At 64.8% G+C, this 21,018-nt stretch carries 18 protein-coding genes and 1 tRNA gene; 17 read left to right on the top strand and 2 right to left on the bottom strand.

The genetic code is table 11. The annotated features are described in order from the left end of the window. From D5084_RS18955 to D5084_RS09880, 3 genes are all read left to right on the top strand, one after another. A partial coding sequence (locus D5084_RS18955) for an EF-Tu C-terminal domain-related protein (protein WP_155523124.1) occupies window positions 1-78 on the top strand: 78 nt, incomplete at its 5' end. A gap of 220 nt (window positions 79-298) precedes the next feature. Continuing rightward, complete coding sequence (locus tag D5084_RS09885; RefSeq protein ID WP_155523129.1) at window positions 299-1,126, top strand: hypothetical protein; 828 nt, start codon at window positions 299-301, stop codon at window positions 1,124-1,126. Further along, window positions 1,123-2,025, top strand: a complete 903-nt coding sequence (locus D5084_RS09880) for a sulfotransferase domain-containing protein (RefSeq protein ID WP_128515323.1) — start codon at window positions 1,123-1,125, stop codon at window positions 2,023-2,025. The genes D5084_RS09885 and D5084_RS09880 overlap by 4 nt, the downstream gene beginning before the upstream one ends. Before the next feature lie 38 nt (window positions 2,026-2,063). On the opposite strand, the gene D5084_RS09875 is transcribed toward D5084_RS09880, so the two are convergent. Continuing rightward, window positions 2,064-2,927: a class I SAM-dependent methyltransferase gene (locus D5084_RS09875; protein ID WP_128515322.1), complete on the bottom strand. Its 864-nt coding sequence runs from the start codon at window positions 2,925-2,927 to the stop codon at window positions 2,064-2,066. Window positions 2,928-3,035: 108 nt separating this feature from the next. Beyond that, window positions 3,036-3,206, bottom strand: coding sequence for a DUF2256 domain-containing protein (locus D5084_RS18455; protein WP_162302415.1), 171 nt, complete (start codon window positions 3,204-3,206; stop codon window positions 3,036-3,038). A 321-nt stretch (window positions 3,207-3,527) separates the two neighbouring features. On the opposite strand from D5084_RS18455, the gene D5084_RS09865 reads away from it, so the two are divergent. The 14 genes from D5084_RS09865 to D5084_RS09800 all read left to right on the top strand — a co-directional run. Continuing rightward, window positions 3,528-3,603, top strand: a tRNA-Trp gene (locus tag D5084_RS09865). Window positions 3,604-3,977: 374 nt separating this feature from the next. Next, window positions 3,978-4,169: a preprotein translocase subunit SecE gene (secE, locus tag D5084_RS09860; protein ID WP_128515320.1), complete on the top strand. Its 192-nt coding sequence runs from the start codon at window positions 3,978-3,980 to the stop codon at window positions 4,167-4,169. Window positions 4,170-4,337: 168 nt separating this feature from the next. Continuing rightward, on the top strand, window positions 4,338-4,871 hold the full coding sequence (gene nusG / locus D5084_RS09855) for a transcription termination/antitermination protein NusG (protein WP_128515319.1): 534 nt from the start codon (window positions 4,338-4,340) through the stop codon (window positions 4,869-4,871). A gap of 128 nt (window positions 4,872-4,999) precedes the next feature. After that, window positions 5,000-5,452 (top strand): 50S ribosomal protein L11, encoded by a 453-nt coding sequence (rplK, locus tag D5084_RS09850; protein WP_128515318.1) that lies wholly within the window; start codon window positions 5,000-5,002, stop codon window positions 5,450-5,452. Between the two features lie 5 nt (window positions 5,453-5,457). Then, on the top strand, window positions 5,458-6,156 hold the full coding sequence (gene rplA, locus D5084_RS09845) for a 50S ribosomal protein L1 (protein WP_128515317.1): 699 nt from the start codon (window positions 5,458-5,460) through the stop codon (window positions 6,154-6,156). Between the two features lie 252 nt (window positions 6,157-6,408). Then, entirely contained in the window at window positions 6,409-6,924 is a 516-nt protein-coding gene (gene rplJ, locus D5084_RS09840; protein WP_128515325.1) for a 50S ribosomal protein L10, read from the top strand. A gap of 78 nt (window positions 6,925-7,002) precedes the next feature. Further along, complete coding sequence (rplL, locus tag D5084_RS09835; protein ID WP_128515316.1) at window positions 7,003-7,383, top strand: 50S ribosomal protein L7/L12; 381 nt, start codon at window positions 7,003-7,005, stop codon at window positions 7,381-7,383. Between the two features lie 237 nt (window positions 7,384-7,620). After that, on the top strand, window positions 7,621-11,754 hold the full coding sequence (rpoB, locus tag D5084_RS09830; protein WP_128515315.1) for a DNA-directed RNA polymerase subunit beta: 4,134 nt from the start codon (window positions 7,621-7,623) through the stop codon (window positions 11,752-11,754). 90 nt (window positions 11,755-11,844) lie between these two features. Then, window positions 11,845-16,095, top strand: a complete 4,251-nt coding sequence (gene rpoC, locus D5084_RS09825; RefSeq protein WP_128515314.1) for a DNA-directed RNA polymerase subunit beta' — start codon at window positions 11,845-11,847, stop codon at window positions 16,093-16,095. A 570-nt stretch (window positions 16,096-16,665) separates the two neighbouring features. Then, window positions 16,666-17,508, top strand: coding sequence for a DMT family transporter (locus tag D5084_RS09820; protein WP_238382597.1), 843 nt, complete (start codon window positions 16,666-16,668; stop codon window positions 17,506-17,508). A gap of 294 nt (window positions 17,509-17,802) precedes the next feature. Then, window positions 17,803-18,174 carry a 30S ribosomal protein S12 gene (rpsL, locus tag D5084_RS09815; protein WP_103259202.1) on the top strand — a complete coding sequence of 124 codons (372 nt, stop codon included), beginning with the start codon at window positions 17,803-17,805 and terminating at the stop codon, window positions 18,172-18,174. A gap of 11 nt (window positions 18,175-18,185) precedes the next feature. Then, a complete protein-coding gene (gene rpsG / locus D5084_RS09810; protein ID WP_128515312.1) occupies window positions 18,186-18,656 on the top strand; it encodes a 30S ribosomal protein S7 in 471 nt (156 codons plus the stop codon). A gap of 12 nt (window positions 18,657-18,668) precedes the next feature. Then, on the top strand, window positions 18,669-20,786 hold the full coding sequence (gene fusA / locus D5084_RS09805) for an elongation factor G (RefSeq protein ID WP_128515311.1): 2,118 nt from the start codon (window positions 18,669-18,671) through the stop codon (window positions 20,784-20,786). 82 nt (window positions 20,787-20,868) lie between these two features. Then, on the top strand, window positions 20,869-21,018 hold a 150-nt coding region (locus tag D5084_RS09800), incomplete at its 3' end, for a GTP-binding protein (RefSeq protein WP_238382594.1).

The raw sequence follows: 21,018 nt of genomic DNA, 5'->3' as shown, positions 1-21,018 counted from the left end.
GAAGAGAAGCTGCGCTTCGCCATCCGCGAAGGCGGCCGCACCGTCGGCGCCGGCGTCGTGTCGAAGATCATCGCCTGAGGCTCTTTGCGCCTGAGGGCGGCGCGGGCGTCGTCCTGAAGGTGATCGCGTGACCAGATTGCCGGGTGGGGGTCAACCCCGCCCGGCATTCCACATGAAGAACCCCTCTGGCGTGGCATCTCTTGCGGTGTCGGGGCGCAGGTTCACTTGCATCGGCAGGATCCGGCTGTAAGACAGATGGCATTGGCTTGCATTGGCGCGTTCCCTGCACGAGGCGTTCTTGGATCCCGTTCTGTTGCACCTGGGCCCATCGGACCGGAGCCCGCCCGAGACGCTTGACGGCGCGCTGCGGGCCACGCCGTTCTTCGAGGTGGGGTCGCGGGAATTCCTGCTGCGCACGCCATCGGGCGGACGCATGCACTATGTATCCGGCGAGGGGATCGCGGTTCGCGAACCGGACGGCCGACCGGTCGGGGACATGCAGCCCTTTGTCGCGACCTCCGGCTTCGCCGCCGCCGCCTGGCTGGCGGGATATGTCCCGCTTGCGGTGAACGCGGCGCAACTGCCCGACGGGCAGCTCTTGCTGATTGCGCATGGCACCGAGGACCTGCGCGAGGGAATGGCGGTTGCCATGGCGAAGGCCGCCGGTCTTGCCCTGGCGGATTCGCCGGTTGTGATCAACCCCGAGAACCCGACCCAGGTCTGCACCAATGGCCAGTCGATCACCCTTCGCCGCATGTCGAAAGATGCGCCCGAGCCGCCCGTGCGGCCCGGCGCGCGGCGCCTGGCCACCACGCTGCCCGCCATCGACGGCCTTCAGGTCCATCGTTGTGCCGGGATGCTGTGTCTGGCCGAGGCCGGGCCTGCGTCCGGTCCTCCGGGTCTGGAGCGGCTGTCGATGTTGCAGGCCATCGCCGAAATCCGCAACCATGTCTTCATGGCGCTGGTGGGCAAGGCGATCTGGGGGCAGGAAACGATAGGGACTGCGAACATGATCCTGGCGGGAAGTCTGCCGATGCTCCGCTTTACCCTCGCGGAGGGCCAGAAGATCACGGCGGATCTTGCCGGTGACCTTCTGGCGGAGCTTCTGACCCCGGAGGCGGGATGACCGACGTCGTCAGATCGCCGGGCCACGGCGGCTTTACCTGGCTTGCCTCGTATCCGAAGTCCGGAAACACCTGGTTTCGCGCGCTGATGACCGCCTATGACGCGAACCTTGAAGAGGTCGACATCAACCGGCTTGGGGCAAGGCATGGCGCAGCCGAGCACCTTTTCGAAAGCTTCATGGCCTGCGATGGCAGTCTGCTGACCGAGGAAGAGACCTTCATCGCCCGCCGCGCCATCTATCTGCATCTGGCCGGGACGGAGAGCACCAGCGCGCCGCGCAAGGTGCATGACGCGAACCTGCCGCTGGCCGGGGGTGAGCTGCTGTTTCCGGTCGAAGCGACCGCCGCCGTGATCCACATCGTGCGCCATCCCTTCGATGTAGCGGTGTCCTACGCCTATCACATGGGGCTGGCCCCGGATTTCGGCGCCTGCATCGACCGCATGTGCGATCCTGACTACCGGATCGGCGAGCTGGCGAATTCTCAGTTTCCGCAGGTGCAGTCCGACTGGTCCAGTCACACCCTGTCCTGGCTGGACATGCCCTGCGCCAACCGGATCACCTTGCGCTACGAGGACATGCTGGCCGATACCGAAACCAGTTTCGCCCGCGCGCTGCGGGTGATGTTCCCGGGCGTCGAGCCCGATCCCGCCCGGTTGCGACAGGCGGTCGAGGCGACACGCTTCGACAAGCTGAAGGCGCAGGAGGCCGCCGCGTCCTTCCGCGAGCGCCCCGAGAAATCGGAAGCCTTCTTCCGATCGGGCAAGGCGGGCAGCTGGCAGGATCACCTGACCCCGGCGCAATGCGCCCGGCTGGCCGAGGCGCTGGCCCCGGCGATGCAGCGGGTGGGCTACAATGCCGATGGCAGCGTCGGGCCCTGGGCCGGTTCTGCAGGGGCCTGAACGCGCTTGCGCGTCGCACCCATCGGCCGCCCGTCACCTCAGCGCGCTGCCTGCCGCTCTTTTCCGGCCTGCTTCATCTGCCAGCCCAGCCGCACGCCCGGGTTGGCCCGGATCTGGTCGAGCATCGCCTTGAAGCGCGCACGCGGCACCATGGCCTCGTGCCACTTCGCCGCCTCGCGCACCCGTTGCATCAGTCTGCCATCGGTCAGCCCGCCGACCCGTGCCGCGGCCAGAGCCGCCTCTGTCACCGGGGCCAGGGTCAGGAACGCCAGGCCCACGCGCGGCACATGGGCTAGCGGCAGGAAGCAGTCGCGCAGCGCCACCATCTGGGCGGGAAGCCAGGGCTGCACCGCCATCAGATAGTCCTGCTGCACGACGATCGACCGGCCCGGCACCAGGGCCGGAAAGAACTGGGCCGCGACATGGTCGGCCATGACGGCACCCTTGGCGGCATCGACCGACAGGATCTCGATCGGGCCCCCGGTCCAGCGCTTTTCGCCGATGTCGCCGATGTGAAGCGTCACATGCCCGGCCCATGGCGCAAGATGGCGTCGGACCACCGGCAGAAGGTCTGCATCGTCGGCCTCGGGCAAAGGCTCGTCGGGCAGGTATCTGGCCCAGAAGGCGCGGGAAGAGCGGAAACGGTCAAAGCTGTGGACATGGAAGCGGCGCCCCGAGAGCGCGAGCCCCGACAGCAGCCGCGCGGCCGAGCCTCCGGCATAGGCGCCAAGGTCCACCGTCGCGCCATCGCCCTGCACCCGGCGGCCGAGCCAGTGGTAGAAGAGCCGCTCTTCCGGGGTGAGCATGGTGGGCACCCGCAGGGCCGGGCCAAGGTCGGCCTCGGGGATCGTCGTCCAGGGCCGGGCGGCAAACTCGGCCAGGATCTCTGCGACTGTCTGCACCGCGCGCGCCTCCTGCGGCAAGACTAGGCGGTCAGCGGCGGGCTTTCCAGACCGCTCCTCGTGCGACTGCGTCTTCTCGTCGCTGTCCCGCCGCGACGCGCGACGGGGTCATCGCGGTTCCGCCGCGGGGTCCCGTGGCGCACCGGCCTTGCGGCAGCGGTCCGAGCAGAAGCGCACCGCGTCCCAGTCGCGCGCCCACTTCTTGCGCCAGGTGAAGGGCAGGCCGCAGGCGGCGCAGACCTTGGTCGGCAACTCGGATTTCTTGCGCATCTTCGGCATGGCTGTCTCCGTCTTCCGGGGAAACTGGCTTGGCCTGGCCTGCGGACAAGGGCAACCGCCCGGTCGGAGCCTTGCCTTCCCCGCCACTTTCCCCCCGGTAGGGGCGCGGTGAGACGAGGGGCCTGCCGGAGGAGGCGCAGATGGATCAGACGGCCTGAACCGTTTGCACCTTTCCCTTCCCGGTCTTCGATCCCTGCTCCACCGTCGCGGGCAACGCGGCGCGCCTGATCCGGCAGGCCAAGACCGGGCCGGAAACGGCGGGAGGTGCGCGAGAGAATCCCTTGACCTCTCGCCGCGCCTGCCGTAACTCGGCCTCCGCATAGGGGTATAGCTCAGCTGGTAGAGCGACGGTCTCCAAAACCGTAGGTCGCGGGTTCGAGCCCTGCTGCCCCTGCCATCCCTCCTGTCCTTGCAGAGGTTCGACCAGTTCGGGGTTCCATCCGGGAGCCGCTTCCGAGTTGGTGCCTTTCTGCATCGGCAACGCCTTTGCAAGTTGCCCGACGGCATGACCATGGTCCTGTCGACCGACACGAGAGAAGCCTACACCCGGCTGGTCGACGCCTTTGCCGAAGGGGTCGTGACCCGTCTGAAGTAACGACCGGCGGCGGCGCTTTCGCCCTCGGTCCTCTGCGCCCTCCGATGCCGGTCCGGCATGGGGGGCGCAGTCGTTTTCAGGGCCGGGACACGCGATTGACCGCCCCGTTTCCCGGCGCGGCTTGAAATCCCGGGCCGAACCCCGTATCTCCCCCGTGACCCAACCCCGGAATCCCCATGTCCACCACGAACCCCCTCCAGTTTCTCCAGCAGGTCCGCACCGAAGTCTCCAAGGTGGTCTGGCCCACCCGGCGCGAGGTTCTTCTCACCACGTTGATGGTGTTCATCCTCTCGGCGCTGGCGGCGACCTTCTTCAGCCTGGTGGACCTGCTGATCCGCACGGGCCTGACCTACATCATCGGGGCGTGATTTCGGTCAGGTCCGGCTTTCCCTCTTGAATTGACCGCGGCCAGGGGGTAGACCCCCGGCCTAACCAAAGGGACACCGGCGCGCATCGATTCGGGGTGCGCGCTGTTTTTTGTTCCGGGCGAAGACGAAGACGGGGCCGAATGGCCCGGGCAGCAAGGAAGCAGGCAGATGGCGAAGCGCTGGTATTCGGTAAGCGTTCTCTCGAATTTCGAGAAGAAAGTGGCCGAGCAGATCAAGACCGCCGTCGCCGAAGCCGGCCTGCAGGACGAGATCGACGAAGTGCTGGTCCCCACCGAAGAGGTGATCGAGGTCCGGCGCGGCAAGAAGGTCACGTCCGAGCGCCGCTTCATGCCGGGCTATGTGCTGGTGCATATGGAGATGTCGAACCGCGGCTATCACCTGATCTCGTCGATCAACCGCGTCACCGGCTTCCTGGGTCCGCAGGGCAAGCCGATGCCGATGCGCGACAGCGAGGTGAACGCGATCCTGAACCGGGTCGAGGAAGGTCTGGAAGCTCCGCGCAACCTGATCCGCTTCGACATCGGCGAGACGGTGCAAGTGACCGACGGCCCGTTCGAGGGCTTTTCGGGCATGGTCGAGGATGTGGACGAGGCGCACAGCCGCCTGAAGGTGACGGTGTCGATCTTCGGCCGGGCGACGCCCGTTGAACTGGAATTCACCCAGGTCTCGAAAGGGGCCTGAGTGCATCGCGTGGGAGGTGCGCGTCCCCGACTGGATCGGGGATGACAAGCCGGACCACTAAACCCCGTCCCGGATCTGACCCGGGACCTCTGCAAGACGCAGAGCAACGGTGACAAAGGAGAGGCCAGATGGCCAAGAAGATTATCGGCAGCCTCAAGCTGCAAGTGAAGGCCCAGCAGGCCAACCCCTCGCCCCCGGTCGGCCCGGCCCTGGGTCAGCGCGGGCTGAACATCATGGCCTTCGTGAAGGAATTCAACGCGAAGACCGCCGACATCCCGCCGGGCACGCCCACGCCCGTGATCATCACCTATTACCAGGACAAGTCGTTCAGCCTGGAGCTGAAGACCCCGCCGGCCTCGTTCCTCATCAAGCAGGCCGCCGGTCTGCCGCCGGTGGGCAAGCGGTCGCGGGCCAAGGGCTCGGCCAAGCCGGGCCGGGAAGTGGCCGGCACGATCACCGCGGCGCAGCTGCGCAAGATCGCCGAGACCAAGATGAAGGATCTGAACGCCAACTCGATCGAGGCGGCGATGAAGATCGTCCTTGGTTCGGCGCAATCCTGCGGCATCGAAGTGAAGGGCTGAGCACCATGGCAAAGATTGCAAAACGCGTCGCCAAGGCGAGAGAGCTTTTCGCGGGCAAGTCGAACGTTTCGGTCGAAGAGGCGGTGAAGCTGGTCAAGCAGGCCGCTTCGGCCAAGTTCGACGAAACCGTCGAGATCGCGATGAACCTGGGCGTCGATCCGCGTCACGCCGATCAGATGGTCCGTGGTGTGGTCGCCCTGCCGAACGGCACGGGCAAGACCGTCCGCGTGGCGGTGTTCGCGCGTGGCGCCAAGGCCGATGAGGCCAAGGCCGCCGGGGCCGACATCGTGGGCGCCGAAGACCTGATGGAGACGATCCAGCAGGGCAAGATCGAGTTCGACCGCTGCATCGCGACCCCGGACATGATGCCGCTCGTCGGTCGTCTGGGCAAGATCCTGGGGCCCCGCAACCTGATGCCGAACCCGAAGGTCGGCACCGTGACGATGGACGTGAAAGCGGCCGTCGCGGGTGCCAAGGGCGGGGAAGTGCAGTTCAAGGTCGAGAAGGCCGGCGTGGTCCATGCGGGCGTCGGCAAGGTGTCCTTCGACGAGGCGAAGCTGGCCCAGAACATCCGCGCCTTCGTGGATGCGGTGTCCAAGGCCCGGCCGACCGGCGCCAAGGGCACCTACCTGAAGAAGGTGTCGCTGTCCTCGACCATGGGTCCGGGCGTGTCGGTGGACATCGCCTCGGCGACCCAGGCGTAAGTCAGAGTCGGGGCAAGCCCCGACCTACGAATTCCCGGGAAACCGGGATGCTACCCGGGCCGCCTGTTTGGCCCGGTTCTGTCCGAGACGGTGGGTGGTGCGCAAACACCATAAATCCTGCCTGAGATGGGGAACGAGATTGAAGGCGCCTTTCGAGGCGATCTTGGTTTCGGGAACCAAAGCGGACCCGACGCCTCCAGCGATGGGGGCAAACATGAGCCGGGGGGAAACCCCCAACCTTGGAGTGAAACTGTGGATAGAGCCCAGAAAGAGAAAGTGGTCGAGGAACTCGGCCAGATCTTCGAAAGCTCTGGCGTTGTGGTGGTTGCCCACTACACCGGGATGACGGTTGCACAGATGCAGGACCTGCGCGCGAAGCTTCGCGAAGTGGGCGGGTCCGTTCGCGTTGCCAAGAACACGCTCGCCAAGATCGCCCTTGAAGGGAAGCCCGCTGCAAAGATGGGTGACCTGCTCACGGGCATGACCGTGCTGTCCTTCTCGGAAGACCCCGTGGCTGCGGCCAAGGTCTGCGATGCCTACGCCAAGACGAACGACAAGTTCGTCATCATCGGCGGGGCCATGGGCGAAACGGTTCTGGACCAGGCCGGTGTCAAGGCCGTGGCCGCCATGCCGTCGCGTGAAGAGCTTATCGCTCAGATCGTGTCGTGCATCGGTGCGCCCGCGTCGAACATCGCCGGGGCCATTGGCGCGCCTGCTTCGAACATCGCAAGCATCCTGTCGACCATCGAGGAGAAGGCTGCCGCCTAGTCGGGGCCTGATCCTTTCATCCCGGTTGTGGTTGACCCCTCACCGTTGGAACCCATCTCAACATACGGAACGTGAAAAATGGCTGATCTGAACAAACTCGCCGAAGAGATCGTCGGTCTGACCCTCCTGCAGGCGCAGGAACTGAAGACCATCCTGAAGGACAAGTACGGCATCGAGCCGGCCGCCGGTGGCGCCGTCATGATGGCTGCTGCTCCGGGCGCTGGCGCTGCCGCCGCCGCCGAAGAAGAGAAGACCGAGTTCGACGTCGTCCTGACCGACGCCGGTGCGAACAAGATCAACGTCATCAAGGTCGTCCGCGAACTGACGGGCCTGGGCCTGAAGGAAGCCAAGGACCTGACCGAAGCTGGCGGCAAGATCAAGGAAGGCGTCTCGAAAGCCGACGCCGAGGCGATGAAGAAGAAGTTCGAGGAAGTCGGCGCCAAGGCCGAACTGAAGTAACCGGACTTCGGGGGCAACCCCGGAAAACGCAGGGCTGGGGCCGGGAAATCCGGTCCCAGCCACGCGCGTCCTGGCAGGGGCTTTCCTGGAAAAGCCTCTTCCAGGACGCGTCAGGTTCGGGAGCCACCCTTCGGGACGGGCGGCACGAATGGAACCTTGACGGTCTCTTCGCAAGCGGTGTGCGCCCGTGGCCCGACGGGTGGCGCGCCAGCGAAAAATGAAAGGTATGAGACAAACATGGCGCAAGCTTATGTTGGCCAGAAACGCGTCCGCCGCTACTACGGAAAGATCCGCGAAGTTCTGGAGATGCCGAACCTGATCGAGGTTCAGAAATCCTCCTATGACCTGTTCCTGCGGTCCGGCGACGGCGACAAGCCGATGGACGGCGAAGGGCTTCAGGGCACCTTCCAGTCGGTCTTCCCGATCAAGGATTTCAACGAGACCGCCGTGCTCGAGTTCGTGAAATACGAGCTGGAAAAGCCGAAATACGACGTGGACGAATGCCAGAGCCGCGACATGACCTATGCCGCGCCGCTGAAGGTGACGCTGCGCCTGATCGTGTTCGATGTCGATGAAACCACCGGGGCCCGGTCGGTCAAGGACATCAAGGAACAGGACGTCTACATGGGCGACATGCCCCTGATGACCGCGAACGGCACCTTCATCGTGAACGGGACCGAACGGGTGATCGTCAGCCAGATGCACCGCTCTCCGGGCGTGTTCTTCGACCATGACAAGGGCAAGACCCATTCCTCGGGCAAACTTCTGTTCGCCTGCCGCATCATCCCGTATCGCGGCAGCTGGCTGGACTTCGAGTTCGACGCCAAGGACATCGTCTACGCACGCATCGACCGCCGCCGGAAACTGCCGGTGACGACGCTGCTCTATGCGCTGGGCATGGACCAGGAAGGCATCATGGATGCCTATTACGAGACGATCAACTTCCGCTATGTGAAGAACAAGGGCTGGGTCACCAGGTTCTTCCCGCAGCGCGTGTCGGGCACCCGTCCTACCTATGATCTGGTCGATGCCGCGACCGGCGAAGTCATCCTGAAGGCGGGCGAAAAGGCCACGCCGCGGATGGTGAAGAAGTGGAAGGACGAGGGCACCGTCACCGAGCTTCTGGTGCCTTTCGACCACATCCTCGGCCGCTATGTCGCCAAGGACATCATCAACGAGGAAACCGGCGAGATCTGGGTCGAGGCCGGGGACGAGCTGACCTGGGAACTGGACCGCGACGGCGAAGTGAAGGGCGGCACGGTCAAGCTCTTGCTGGACCAGGGCATCACCGACATTCCGGTGCTGGACATCGACAACGTCAACGTCGGCCCCTACATCCGCAACACCATGGCGGTGGACAAGAACATGGGCCGCGACACCGCGCTCATGGACATCTATCGCGTGATGCGTCCCGGTGAGCCGCCGACCGTCGAAGCCGCCGCCGCGCTGTTCGACACGCTGTTCTTCGACAAGGAACGCTATGACCTGTCGGCCGTGGGCCGGGTCAAGATGAACATGCGCCTCGACCTCGACAAGCCCGACACCCAGCGCACGCTGGACCGCGAGGATATCGTCGCCTGCATCAAGGCGCTGACCGAACTGCGCGACGGCAAGGGCGAGATCGACGACATCGACCACCTCGGCAACCGCCGGGTGCGCAGCGTCGGCGAGCTGATGGAGAACCAGTATCGCGTGGGTCTCCTCCGCATGGAGCGCGCGATCAAGGAGCGGATGTCGTCGGTCGAGATCGACACGATCATGCCGCAGGACCTGATCAACGCGAAACCGGCTGCCGCTGCGGTGCGTGAGTTCTTCGGCTCCAGCCAGCTGTCGCAGTTCATGGACCAGACCAACCCCTTGTCGGAAGTCACCCACAAGCGCCGCCTGTCGGCGCTTGGGCCGGGCGGTCTGACGCGGGAACGTGCGGGCTTCGAGGTCCGCGACGTCCACCCGACCCACTATGGCCGGATGTGCCCGATCGAGACGCCGGAAGGCCAGAACATCGGCCTCATCAACTCGCTGGCGACCTTTGCCCGGGTGAACAAGTACGGCTTCATCGAGACCCCCTACCGCAAGGTGATCGACGGCAAGGTGACCGACGAGGTCGTCTACATGTCGGCCACGGAAGAAATGCGCCACACCGTCGCCCAGGCGAACGCGGCGCAGGACGCGGAAGGGCGGTTCACCGACGACCTGATCTCCAGCCGGAAGGCCGGGGAATTCATGCTGAACCCGCCGGACGCGATCGACCTGATCGACGTCTCGCCGAAGCAGCTGGTCTCGGTCGCGGCCTCGCTGATCCCCTTCCTGGAAAACGACGACGCCAACCGCGCGCTGATGGGGTCGAACATGCAGCGTCAGGCGGTGCCGCTGTTGCAGTCGGACGCCCCGTTCGTGGGCACCGGGATCGAGGCCGTCGTCGCGCGTGACAGTGGCGCGGCCATCATGGCGCGGCGCGCGGGTGTCATCGACCAGGTGGACGCGACCCGTATCGTCGTGCGCGCCACCGAGATGCTGGAACCGGGCGAGCCGGGCGTGGACATCTACCGTCTGCGCAAGTTCAAGCGGTCGAACCAGTCGTCCTGCATCAACCAGCGCCCGCTGGTGAAGGTGGGCGATCAGGTCAAGCGCGGCGAGGTCATCGCCGACGGTCCCTGCACCGACATGGGCGAACTGGCCCTGGGCCGGAACGTGATCGTCGCCTTCATGCCCTGGAACGGCTACAACTACGAGGACTCGATCCTGATCTCGGAACGGATCCTGCGGGATGACGTGTTCACCTCGATCCACATCGAGGAATACGAAGTCGCCGCCCGGGATACCAAGCTGGGGCCGGAAGAGATCACCCGCGACATCCCGAACGTCGGCGAGGAAGCCCTGCGCAACCTTGACGAGGCGGGCATCGTCTACATCGGCGCCGAAGTGCAGCCGGGCGACATCCTGGTCGGCAAGATCACGCCCAAGGGCGAAAGCCCCATGACGCCGGAAGAGAAGCTGCTCCGCGCCATCTTCGGGGAAAAGGCCAGTGACGTCCGGGACACCTCGCTGCGGCTGCCTCCGGGCGCCTATGGCACGGTGGTCGAGGTGCGGGTGTTCAACCGCCACGGCGTGGACAAGGACGAACGCGCGCTCCAGATCGAGCGGGAGGAGGTCGAACGCCTCGCCCGCGACCGCGACGACGAGCTGGCGATCCTGGAACGCAACATCTACGCGCGCCTGAAGTCGCTGATCCTGGGCAAGACCGCCGTGAAGGGGCCGAAGGGCATCAAGGCGGGCTCGACCATCGACGAGGAGCTCTTGTCCACGCTGAGCCGCGGCCAGTGGTGGCAGCTTGCCGTGGGTGAAGAGGACCTGGCCAAGGAGATCGAAGCCCTGAACGATCAGTTCGAGGCGCAGAAGCGCGCCCTGGAACACCGGTTCGACGACAAGGTCGAAAAGGTGCGCCGCGGCGACGATCTGCCCCCCGGCGTGATGAAGATGGTCAAGGTCTTCGTCGCGGTGAAGCGCAAGCTGCAACCGGGCGACAAGATGGCCGGCCGTCACGGCAACAAGGGCGTCATCTCGAAGGTCGTGCCGATGGAGGACATGCCGTTCCTCGCGGATGGCACTCCGGTCGATCTGGTGCTGAACCCGCTGGGCGTGCCCAGCCGGATGAACGTGGGCCAGATCCTGGAAACCCACATGGGCTGGGCCGCGCGCGGCCTTGGCCTGAAGATCGACGAGGCGCTGAAGGAATATCGCCGGTCCGGCGACATGAGCCCGGTGCGTGAGGCCGTCCGTCTGGCCTATGGCGACGAGACCTACGAAGAGGCCTTCGCGGGCCGCTCCGAGGAGGAGTTCCTGGAACTGGCGGGCAACGTGACCAAGGGCGTGCCGATCGCCACCCCGGTCTTCGACGGCGCGAAAGAGGCCGACGTGAACGACGCGCTGGTGCGCGCCGGGTTCGACACGTCGGGCCAGTCCGAGGTGTTCGACGGCCGCACCGGCGAGAAGTTCAGCCGCAAGGTGACGGTGGGCGTGAAATACATGCTCAAGCTGCACCACCTGGTCGACGACAAGCTGCACGCGCGGTCCACCGGCCCCTACAGCCTGGTGACCCAGCAACCGCTGGGCGGCAAGGCGCAGTTCGGTGGCCAGCGTCTGGGCGAGATGGAGGTCTGGGCTCTGGAAGCCTACGGCGCCGCCTACACCCTGCAGGAAATGCTGACGGTGAAGTCGGACGACGTGGCGGGCCGGACCAAGGTCTACGAGTCGATCGTCAAGGGCGAGGACAACTTCGAAGCCGGCGTGCCGGAATCGTTCAACGTCCTTGTCAAGGAAGTGCGGGGCCTCGGCCTCAACATGGAACTCCTGGATGCGGAGGAGGAGTGAGGGCCAAAAATCTTTGAAGATTTTTGCAAATTCCTTCGAAGGAATTTGGCCTCAACCCTCTGACCGCAGCCCCGAACATGGGAAAATGACATGAACCAGGAACTCTCGACCAACCCGTTCAACCCGGTTGCCCCGATCAAGACCTTCGACGAGATCAAGATCAGCCTGGCCTCGCCCGAGCGGATCCTGAGCTGGTCCTATGGCGAAATCAAGAAGCCGGAAACCATCAACTACCGGACCTTCAAGCCGGAACGCGACGGCCTGTTCTGCGCCCGCATCTTCGGGCCGATCAAGGACTACGAATGCCTTTGCGGCAAATACAAGCGCATGAAATATCGCGGCGTCGTCTGCGAGAAATGCGGTGTTGAAGTCACGCTCCAGAAGGTGCGGCGTGAACGCATGGGCCATATCGAACTGGCCGCCCCCGTCGCGCATATCTGGTTCCTGAAGTCGCTGCCCAGCCGGATCGGCCTCATGCTCGACATGACGCTGCGCGATCTGGAACGCATCCTCTATTTCGAGAACTACGTCGTCATCGAGCCGGGTCTGACCGACCTGACCTATGGCCAGCTGATGACCGAAGAGGAATACCTCGACGCGCAGGACCAGTATGGCGCGGACGCCTTCACCGCCAACATCGGTGCCGAAGCGATCCGCGAGATGCTGGCGGCGATCGACCTGGAGGCGACCGCCGAACAGCTGCGTGAAGAGCTGAAGGAGGCGACCGGCGAGCTGAAGCCGAAGAAGATCATCAAGCGGCTGAAGATTGTCGAGAGCTTCCTCGAATCCGGCAACCGCCCGGAATGGATGATCCTGACCGTGCTGCCGGTGATCCCGCCGGAACTGCGCCCGCTGGTCCCCTTGGACGGCGGCCGCTTCGCCACGTCCGACCTGAACGATCTCTACCGTCGCGTCATCAACCGCAACAACCGCCTGAAGCGCCTGATCGAGCTGCGCGCGCCGGACATCATCGTCCGCAACGAAAAGCGGATGCTGCAAGAGGCGGTCGATGCGCTGTTCGACAACGGCCGTCGCGGCCGCGTCATCACGGGCACCAACAAGCGCCCGCTGAAATCGCTGTCGGACATGCTGAAGGGCAAGCAGGGCCGGTTCCGCCAGAACCTCTTGGGCAAGCGGGTGGACTTCTCGGGCCGTTCGGTCATCGTGACCGGGCCGGAACTGAAGCTGCACCAGTGCGGCCTGCCGAAGAAGATGGCCTTGGAACTCTTCAAGCCCTTCATCTACTCGCGTCTTGAAGCCAAGGGCCTGTCCTCGACCGTGAAGCAGGCCAAGAAGCTGGTCGAAAAGGAACGCCCCGAGGTCTGGGACATCCTGGATGAGGTCATCCGCGAACACCCGGTTCTTCTGAACCGCGCGCCGACGCTGCACCGTCTGGGCATCCAGGCCTTCGAGCCGATCCTGATCGAAGGCAAGGCGATCCAGCTGCACCCGCTGGTCTGTTCGGCCTTCAACGCCGACTTCGACGGCGACCAGATGGCCGTGCACGTCCCCCTCTCGCTGGAAGCCCAGCTTGAGGCGCGTGTCCTGATGATGTCCACGAACAACGTGCTGTCGCCCGCGAACGGCAGCCCGATCATCGTGCCGTCGCAGGACATGGTCCTCGGCCTCTACTACGTCACGATGGAGCGCAAGGGCATGAAGGGCGAGGGCATGGCCTTCGCCGACATCGACGAGGTGGAACATGCGCTTGCGGCAGGCGAAGTGCATCTGCACGCGAAGATCAAGGCGCGGCTGCGTCAGGTCGACGAGACCGGCAACATCGTCTGGAAACGGTTCGACACCACCCCGGGCCGCCTGCGGCTGGGCAACCTTCTGCCGCTGAACGCCAAGGCGCCCTTCGACCTGGTGAACCGGCTTCTGCGCAAGAAGGACGTGCAGACCGTCATCGACACCGTCTACCGCTACTGCGGCCAGAAGGAATCGGTGATCTTCTGCGACCAGATCATGACGCTGGGCTTCCGCGAGGCCTTCCGCGCCGGCATCTCCTTCGGCAAGGACGACATGGTGATCCCCGATTCCAAGTGGACCATCGTCAACGAGGTGAAGGAACAGGTCGCGGGCTTCGAACAGCAGTACCTCGACGGGCTCATCACCCAGGGCGAGAAGTACAACAAGGTCGTCGACGCCTGGACCAAGTGCAACGACAAGGTGACCGAGGCCATGATGGCCACGATCTCGGCTGTCCGCACCGACGAGAACGGCGCCGAGAAGGAGCCGAACTCGGTCTACATGATGGCCCACTCCGGCGCCCGGGGCTCGGTCATCCAGATGAAGCAGCTGGGCGGCATGCGCGGCCTGATGGCCAAGCCGTCCGGTGAGATCATCGAGACGCCGATCATCTCGAACTTCAAGGAAGGTCTGACCGTTCTTGAATACTTCAACTCGACCCACGGCGCCCGGAAGGGCCTGTCCGATACCGCGCTGAAGACGGCGAACTCGGGCTACCTGACCCGCCGTCTGGTCGACGTGGCGCAGGACTGCATCATCCGCGTGCATGACTGCGGCACCGAGCAGTCGATCACGGCACAGGCCGCGGTCAACGACGGCGAGGTGATCGTGCCGATGGGCGAACGCGTTCTGGGTCGCGTCGCGGCCGAGGATGTGATCGCCCCCGGTTCGGACGAAGTGATCGTCGCCAAGGGCGAGCTGATCGACGAACGCAGGGCCGACGCCATCTCGGCGGCTGGTCTCGCCTCGATCCGCATCCGCTCGCCCCTGACCTGCGAGGCCGAAGAGGGCGTCTGCGCGCTCTGCTACGGGCGTGACCTGGCGCGCGGCACCCTGGTGAACATCGGCGAGGCGGTCGGCATCATCGCCGCCCAGTCCATCGGCGAACCGGGCACGCAGCTGACGATGCGGACCTTCCACATCGGCGGCGTGGCGCAGGGTGGCCAGCAGTCCTTCCTGGAAGCCAGCCAGGAAGGCAGGATCGAGTTCCGCAACGCGAACCTTCTGAAGAACGCTGCGGGCGAGCAGATCGTCATCGGCCGGAACATGTCGATCGCGATCATCGACGAGGCCGGCCAGGAACGGGCCGCCCACAAGCTGACCTACGGCGCGAAACTCCACGTCAAGGAAGGCGAGACGGTCAAGCGCGGCACCAAGCTTTTCGAATGGGACCCCTTCACCCTGCCGATCATCGCCGAGAAGAGCGGCGTGGCGCGGTTCAAGGATCTGGTCGCGGGGATCTCGGTGCGCGAGGAAACCGACGAAGCCACCGGCATGACCCAGAAGATCGTGTCCGACTGGCGCTCGGTGCCGAAGGGCGGCGATCTCAAGCCGGAAATCATCGTGATGGACCCGGCGACGGGCGATCCGGTGCGCGGCGACAACGGCAACCCGATCACCTATGCCATGTCGGTGGACGCGATCCTGTCGGTCGAAGACGGCCAGGAACTGGTGCCCGGCGACGTGGTGGCGCGGATCCCGCGCGAAGGGGCCAAGACCAAGGACATCACCGGGGGTCTGCCCCGCGTGGCGGAACTGTTCGAGGCCCGTCGTCCGAAGGATCACGCGATCATCGCGGAAACCGATGGCTATGTCCGCTTCGGCAAGGACTACAAGAACAAGCGCCGCATCACGGTTGAACCCGTGGACGAGACGCTGACCGCCGTCGAATACATGATCCCCAAGGGCAAGCACATTCCGGTTCAGGAAGGCGACTTCGTCCAGAAGGGCGACTACATCATGGACGGCAACCCGGCTCCGCACGACATCCTGCGGATCATGGGGATCGAGGCGCTTGCCAACTACATGATCGACGAAGTGCAGGACGTCTACCGGCTGCAGGGCGTGAAGATCAACGACAAGCACATCGAGGTCATCGTCCGTCAGATGCTGCAGAAGTTCGAGATCCTCGACGGTGGCGACACCACGCTGCTGAAGGGCGAGCAGGTCGAGAAGATCGAGCTAGACGAAGAGAACCGGAAGGCGGTCAACCGCGGCGGCCGCGAGGCCAAGGCCGAGCCGGTCCTTCTGGGGATCACCAAGGCGTCCCTGCAAACGCGGTCGTTCATCTCGGCGGCCTCGTTCCAGGAAACCACGCGCGTCCTTACCGAGGCTTCGGTGCAGGGCAAACGGGACAAGCTGCTGGGCCTGAAGGAAAACGTCATCGTCGGCCGCCTGATCCCGGCGGGCACGGGTGGCGCCACCAGCCGCGTGAAGAAGATCGCCGCCGACCGCGACCAGACCGTGATCGAGGCGCGCCGGTCGGAGGCTGAACAAGCCGCCGCGCTGGCCGCTCCGATGGCGGTGGTGGAGCCCGAAGCGGACGACATCTTCGGCGCCGACCGCGTGGACACGATCGAAAGCCGCGACTGATCCCGACCGACGGTCTGAAAGATCACCCCCCGCCATCCGAAAGGGTGGCGGGGGTTTCCCTTTCACAAAGGGGTGCCGTCCTCGGGGGCATTGAGCCCCCTCGGACGGCGCTGCCGCGGATACATTCGCGGATCGGAATGCCGGGTGGGAACCGCCGATGCCTCCGGCGGGAGTATTTGGAAAAGGGCAATCAGGTTTGCCGAGCCGGGATGGGGAAGGGCCGGACCCCGATCAGCTGACGCCTCTGACAGACCAGACCGGCTTGCTCTTTTTGCAAATACTCTCAGGGGGTTTGGGGGCAGAATGCCCCCATTCGCCGAGGAGGAGGCGCAGCCCGACGACGAGACAAGAGACCTGCGCGGCAGCGCTCCTTTCGAAAACCGCTCCGGCCAGGCGATGCCGCAATCCTTTCCAGACCGTAAATGCCCGCGCTTAACCCCTTGAGTCCAAAGACCCGCGAAATCTGTCCACGCGTGGACACTTCCCCTTGCCCATGCCGCCTGCTACCGAAGGGGCCAGGAGAAGGACCCGATCTTGCCCGTATCTGAAAATCTCCGAGGCATCCTTCTGATGTGCGCCTCGATGGCAGCCTTCACCATCAACGACACCTTCATGAAGTCGGTGACCCACACGCTGCCGCTTTACCAGGCCATCGGCCTGCGCGGCCTGATCGCGATGCTGGGGCTGACGATCCTTGCCCTTGCCACCCGTGCCTTCACCTTTCGCCCCAACCGCCGCGATGCCGGGCTGATCCTCCTCCGCTCGCTCGCCGATGTCGCCGCCACCATCCTGTTTCTCGAAGCGCTCTTGCGGATGCCGCTGGCGAACCTTTCGGCGATCCTGCAATCGCTGCCGCTTCTCATCACGCTCGCCGCCGCGCTCGTCTTCGGCGACAGGATCGGCTGGCGGCGGATGACGGCGATCCTTGTCGGCCTGATCGGTGTCCTCATCATCATCCGCCCCGGGACCGAGGGCTTTGACCGCTGGGCCCTGCTGGGTGTCGGCTCGGCGCTCTGCGTGGTGGTCCGCGATCTTGCGGTGCGGCCGTTGCAGGGTCAGGTGCCATCGGCCATCGTCGCCCTTGGCGCGGCTGTCGCGGTCAGCGTGATGGGCTGGACCGGCACCGCCCTCCAGGGCTGGCACACCCCCACCGGCTGGGAGCTGGCCCGCATCCTGGGCGCCGGGCTGTTCCTGATCGTCGGCTACCTGACTTCGGTCGCCGCGATGCGCCACGGCGACATCGGCCTCGTGGCACCGTTCCGCTATACCTCGCTGCTCTGGGCCATCGTCCTGGGCCTGATCGTCTTCGGCGACTTCCCGGACGGCTGGACCCTGACCGGCGCCGGCATCGTCGTGGCGGCCGGGCTTTTCACCCTGTGGCGGGAACGCCGGTTGCGACGGCAGCAAGCCTGACCGACCGGCAGGGTCTGAGTCGGCGATCGGGGCAGGGCGCTTCCATTGACACCCCTGCCGATTCCCCCTATACGCCCGCCAACCCGACCCTCCGGTCATGACCGGGGCAAGGGCTCAGAGCGCTTGAAGTGGTCATGATCCGGGCCGAAAATGCCCCGATCCTCTGGAATTCCACCGCGGCATCGCCGGAAACGGCGGTGGATGCGGTGTTCGTGTTTTGCGATTCGCGCAAGGCACGGTCGAGAAGCGGCGTCCCCGACGGCTAGGGGGCGAGTATCGAAACGAGGAACGTGAATGCCGACGATTCAACAGCTGATCCGGAAGCCCCGGGAAGCAGTGGTCCGGAAATCCAAGTCGCAGCACCTGGAATCCTGCCCGCAAAAGCGTGGGGTTTGCACCCGCGTCTACACCACCACCCCGAAGAAGCCGAACTCGGCCATGCGGAAGGTCGCCAAGGTGCGCCTGACCAACGGCTTCGAGGTCATCTCCTACATCCCCGGCGAAAAGCACAACCTTCAGGAACACTCCGTCGTCCTGATCCGTGGCGGCCGGGTCAAGGACCTTCCGGGTGTGCGCTATCACATCCTCCGCGGCGTTCTGGACACCCAGGGCGTGAAAGAACGTCGTCAGCGTCGTTCGAAATACGGCGCCAAGCGTCCGAAGTGAGGAGATAGAAGATGTCCCGTCGTCACGCCGCCGAAAAGCGCGAAATCCTGCCCGATGCCAAGTTCGGCGACCGGGTGGTCACCAAGTTCATGAACAACCTTATGCTCGACGGCAAGAAGTCGGTCGCCGAGTCGATCGTCTATGGCGCGCTTGACCGCGTCCAGACCCGTCTGAAGCGCCCGGCGGTCGAGGCTTTCCACGAAGCGCTCGACAACGTGAAGCCCTCGGTCGAGGTCCGCTCGCGCCGCGTCGGCGGTGCGACCTACCAGGTCCCCGTCGAAGTGCGCACCGAGCGCCGTGAGGCCCTGGCGATCCGCTGGCTGATCGCCGCCGCCCGCAAGCGCAACGAGAACACGATGGAAGAGCGTCTGGCCGCCGAACTGGCCGATGCAGTGCAGAACCGCGGCACCGCCGTGAAGAAGCGCGAAGACACCCACAAGATGGCCGACGCGAACAAAGCGTTCAGCCACTATCGCTGGTAAGGAGCGCAGATCATGGCACGCGAATATCCGCTGCACCTCTACCGCAACTTCGGGATCATGGCCCATATCGACGCGGGCAAGACCACGACGACCGAGCGGATCCTGTATTACACCGGCAAGTCGCACAAGATCGGCGAAGTGCACGATGGCGCTGCGACCATGGACTGGATGGAGCAGGAGCAGGAGCGCGGGATCACCATCACCTCGGCTGCGACCACCACCTTCTGGGAACGCACCACCGACGGCAAGACGCCCGAGGGGCCGAAGCACCGCTTCAACATCATCGACACCCCCGGCCACGTGGACTTCACCATCGAGGTCGAACGTTCGCTGGCCGTGCTTGACGGGGCCGTCTGCCTTCTGGACGCCAACGCCGGCGTCGAGCCGCAGACCGAAACGGTCTGGCGTCAGGCCGACCGCTACAAGGTGCCGCGCATCGTCTTCGTCAACAAGATGGACAAGATCGGCGCCGATTTCTTCAAATGCGTCCAGATGATCAAGGACCGCACCGGCGCGACCCCCGCCCCGATCGCCCTGCCGATCGGCGCCGAGGACAAGCTAGAAGGCATCATCGACCTGGTGACGATGAAGGAATGGGTCTACCAGGGCGAAGACCTGGGCGCGACCTGGGAAATCCGCGACATCCGCGACAGCCTGAAGGGCGAGGCGGAAACCTGGCGCGCCAAGCTGATCGAGCTTGCCGTCGAACAGGACGACGAGGCGATGATGGCCTACCTGGAAGGCCAGGAGCCGGACGTCGAGACCCTGCGCAAGCTGATCCGCAAGGGCACGCTGACCATGTCCTTCGTCCCGGTCACCGCCGGTTCGGCCTTCAAGAACAAGGGCGTCCAGCCGGTCCTGAACTCGGTCATCGACTACCTTCCCTCGCCTCTGGATATCCCGCCCTACCTGGGCTACGCCCCGGGCGACGAGACGGAAACCCGCAACATCGAGCGCAAGCCCGATGACGCCGAGCCCTTCGCGGCGCTGGCGTTCAAGATCATGAACGACCCCTTCGTGGGTTCGCTCACCTTCACCCGCATCTATTCCGGCACCCTGAAGAAGGGCGACCAGATGCTGAACTCGACCAAGGGCAAGCGCGAGCGTGTCGGTCGGATGATGATGATGCACGCCATCAACCGCGAGGAAATCGAAGAGGCCTTCGCGGGCGACATCATCGCGCTGGCGGGTCTGAAGGAAACCACCACCGGCGATACGCTCTGCGATCCTGCGAAGCCGCTGGTGCTGGAAACCATGACCTTCCCGGAACCGGTGATCGAGATCGCCGTGGAACCGAAGTCGAAGGCCGACCAGGAGAAGATGGGCCTTGCCCTTGCTCGCCTGGCTGCCGAGGACCCGTCCTTCCGCGTCGAGACCGACCTCGAATCCGGCCAGACCATCATGAAGGGCATGGGCGAACTTCACCTCGACATCCTGGTTGACCGCATGCGGCGCGAGTTCAAGGTCGAGGCGAACATCGGCGCCCCGCAGGTGGCCTACCGCGAGACCATCTCGCGTCCGACCGAGATCGACTACACCCACAAGAAGCAGACCGGCGGCACGGGCCAGTTCGCCCGCGTCAAGCTGGAGATCACGCCCACCGAACCGGGCGAGGGCTACAGCTTCGAAAGCCGGATCGTCGGCGGTGCGGTGCCGAAGGAATATATCCCCGGCGTCGAGAAGGGCATCAAGTCGGTCATGGATTCGGGTCCGCTGGCGGGCTTCCCGGTCATCGACTTCAAGGTGGCACTGGTGGACGGTGCCTTCCACGACGTCGACTCCTCGGTGCTCGCTTTCGAGATCGCGACCCGGGCGGCGATGCGCGAAGGCCTGAAGAAGGCCGGCGCGAAACTGCTGGAACCGATCATGAAGGTCGAGGTCGTGACGCCCGAGGAATACACCGGCGGCGTCATCGGCGACCTGACCTCGCGTCGGGGCATGGTGACCGGGCAGGACAGCCGCGGCAACGCCAACGTGATCAACGCGATGGTGCCGCTGGCCAACATGTTCGGCTACATCAACACCCTGCGGTCCATGACCTCGGGCCGGGCCGTGTTCACGATGCTCTTCGACCACTACGACGCGGTGCCGGAGAACATCAGCCAGGAAATCCAGAAGAAATACGCATGACGGTGCGGCGGGTGAACCCCGCCCTACCACCCCGTAGGCCGGGCTTCAGACCGGCGCACTTGAACCAATAGGAGAAGCCAGCATGGCGAAGGCAAAGTTTGAACGGACGAAACCGCATGTGAACATCGGGACCATCGGTCACGTTGACCATGGCAAGACGACGCTGACGGCGGCGATCACGAAGTATTTCGGCGAATTCAAGGCCTATGACCAGATCGACGGCGCGCCGGAA

This window comes from Tabrizicola thermarum (assembly GCF_003574395.1).
Lineage (GTDB): Bacteria > Pseudomonadota > Alphaproteobacteria > Rhodobacterales > Rhodobacteraceae > Tabrizicola > Tabrizicola thermarum.
This window is presented reverse-complemented; position numbering and strand designations above follow the sequence as displayed.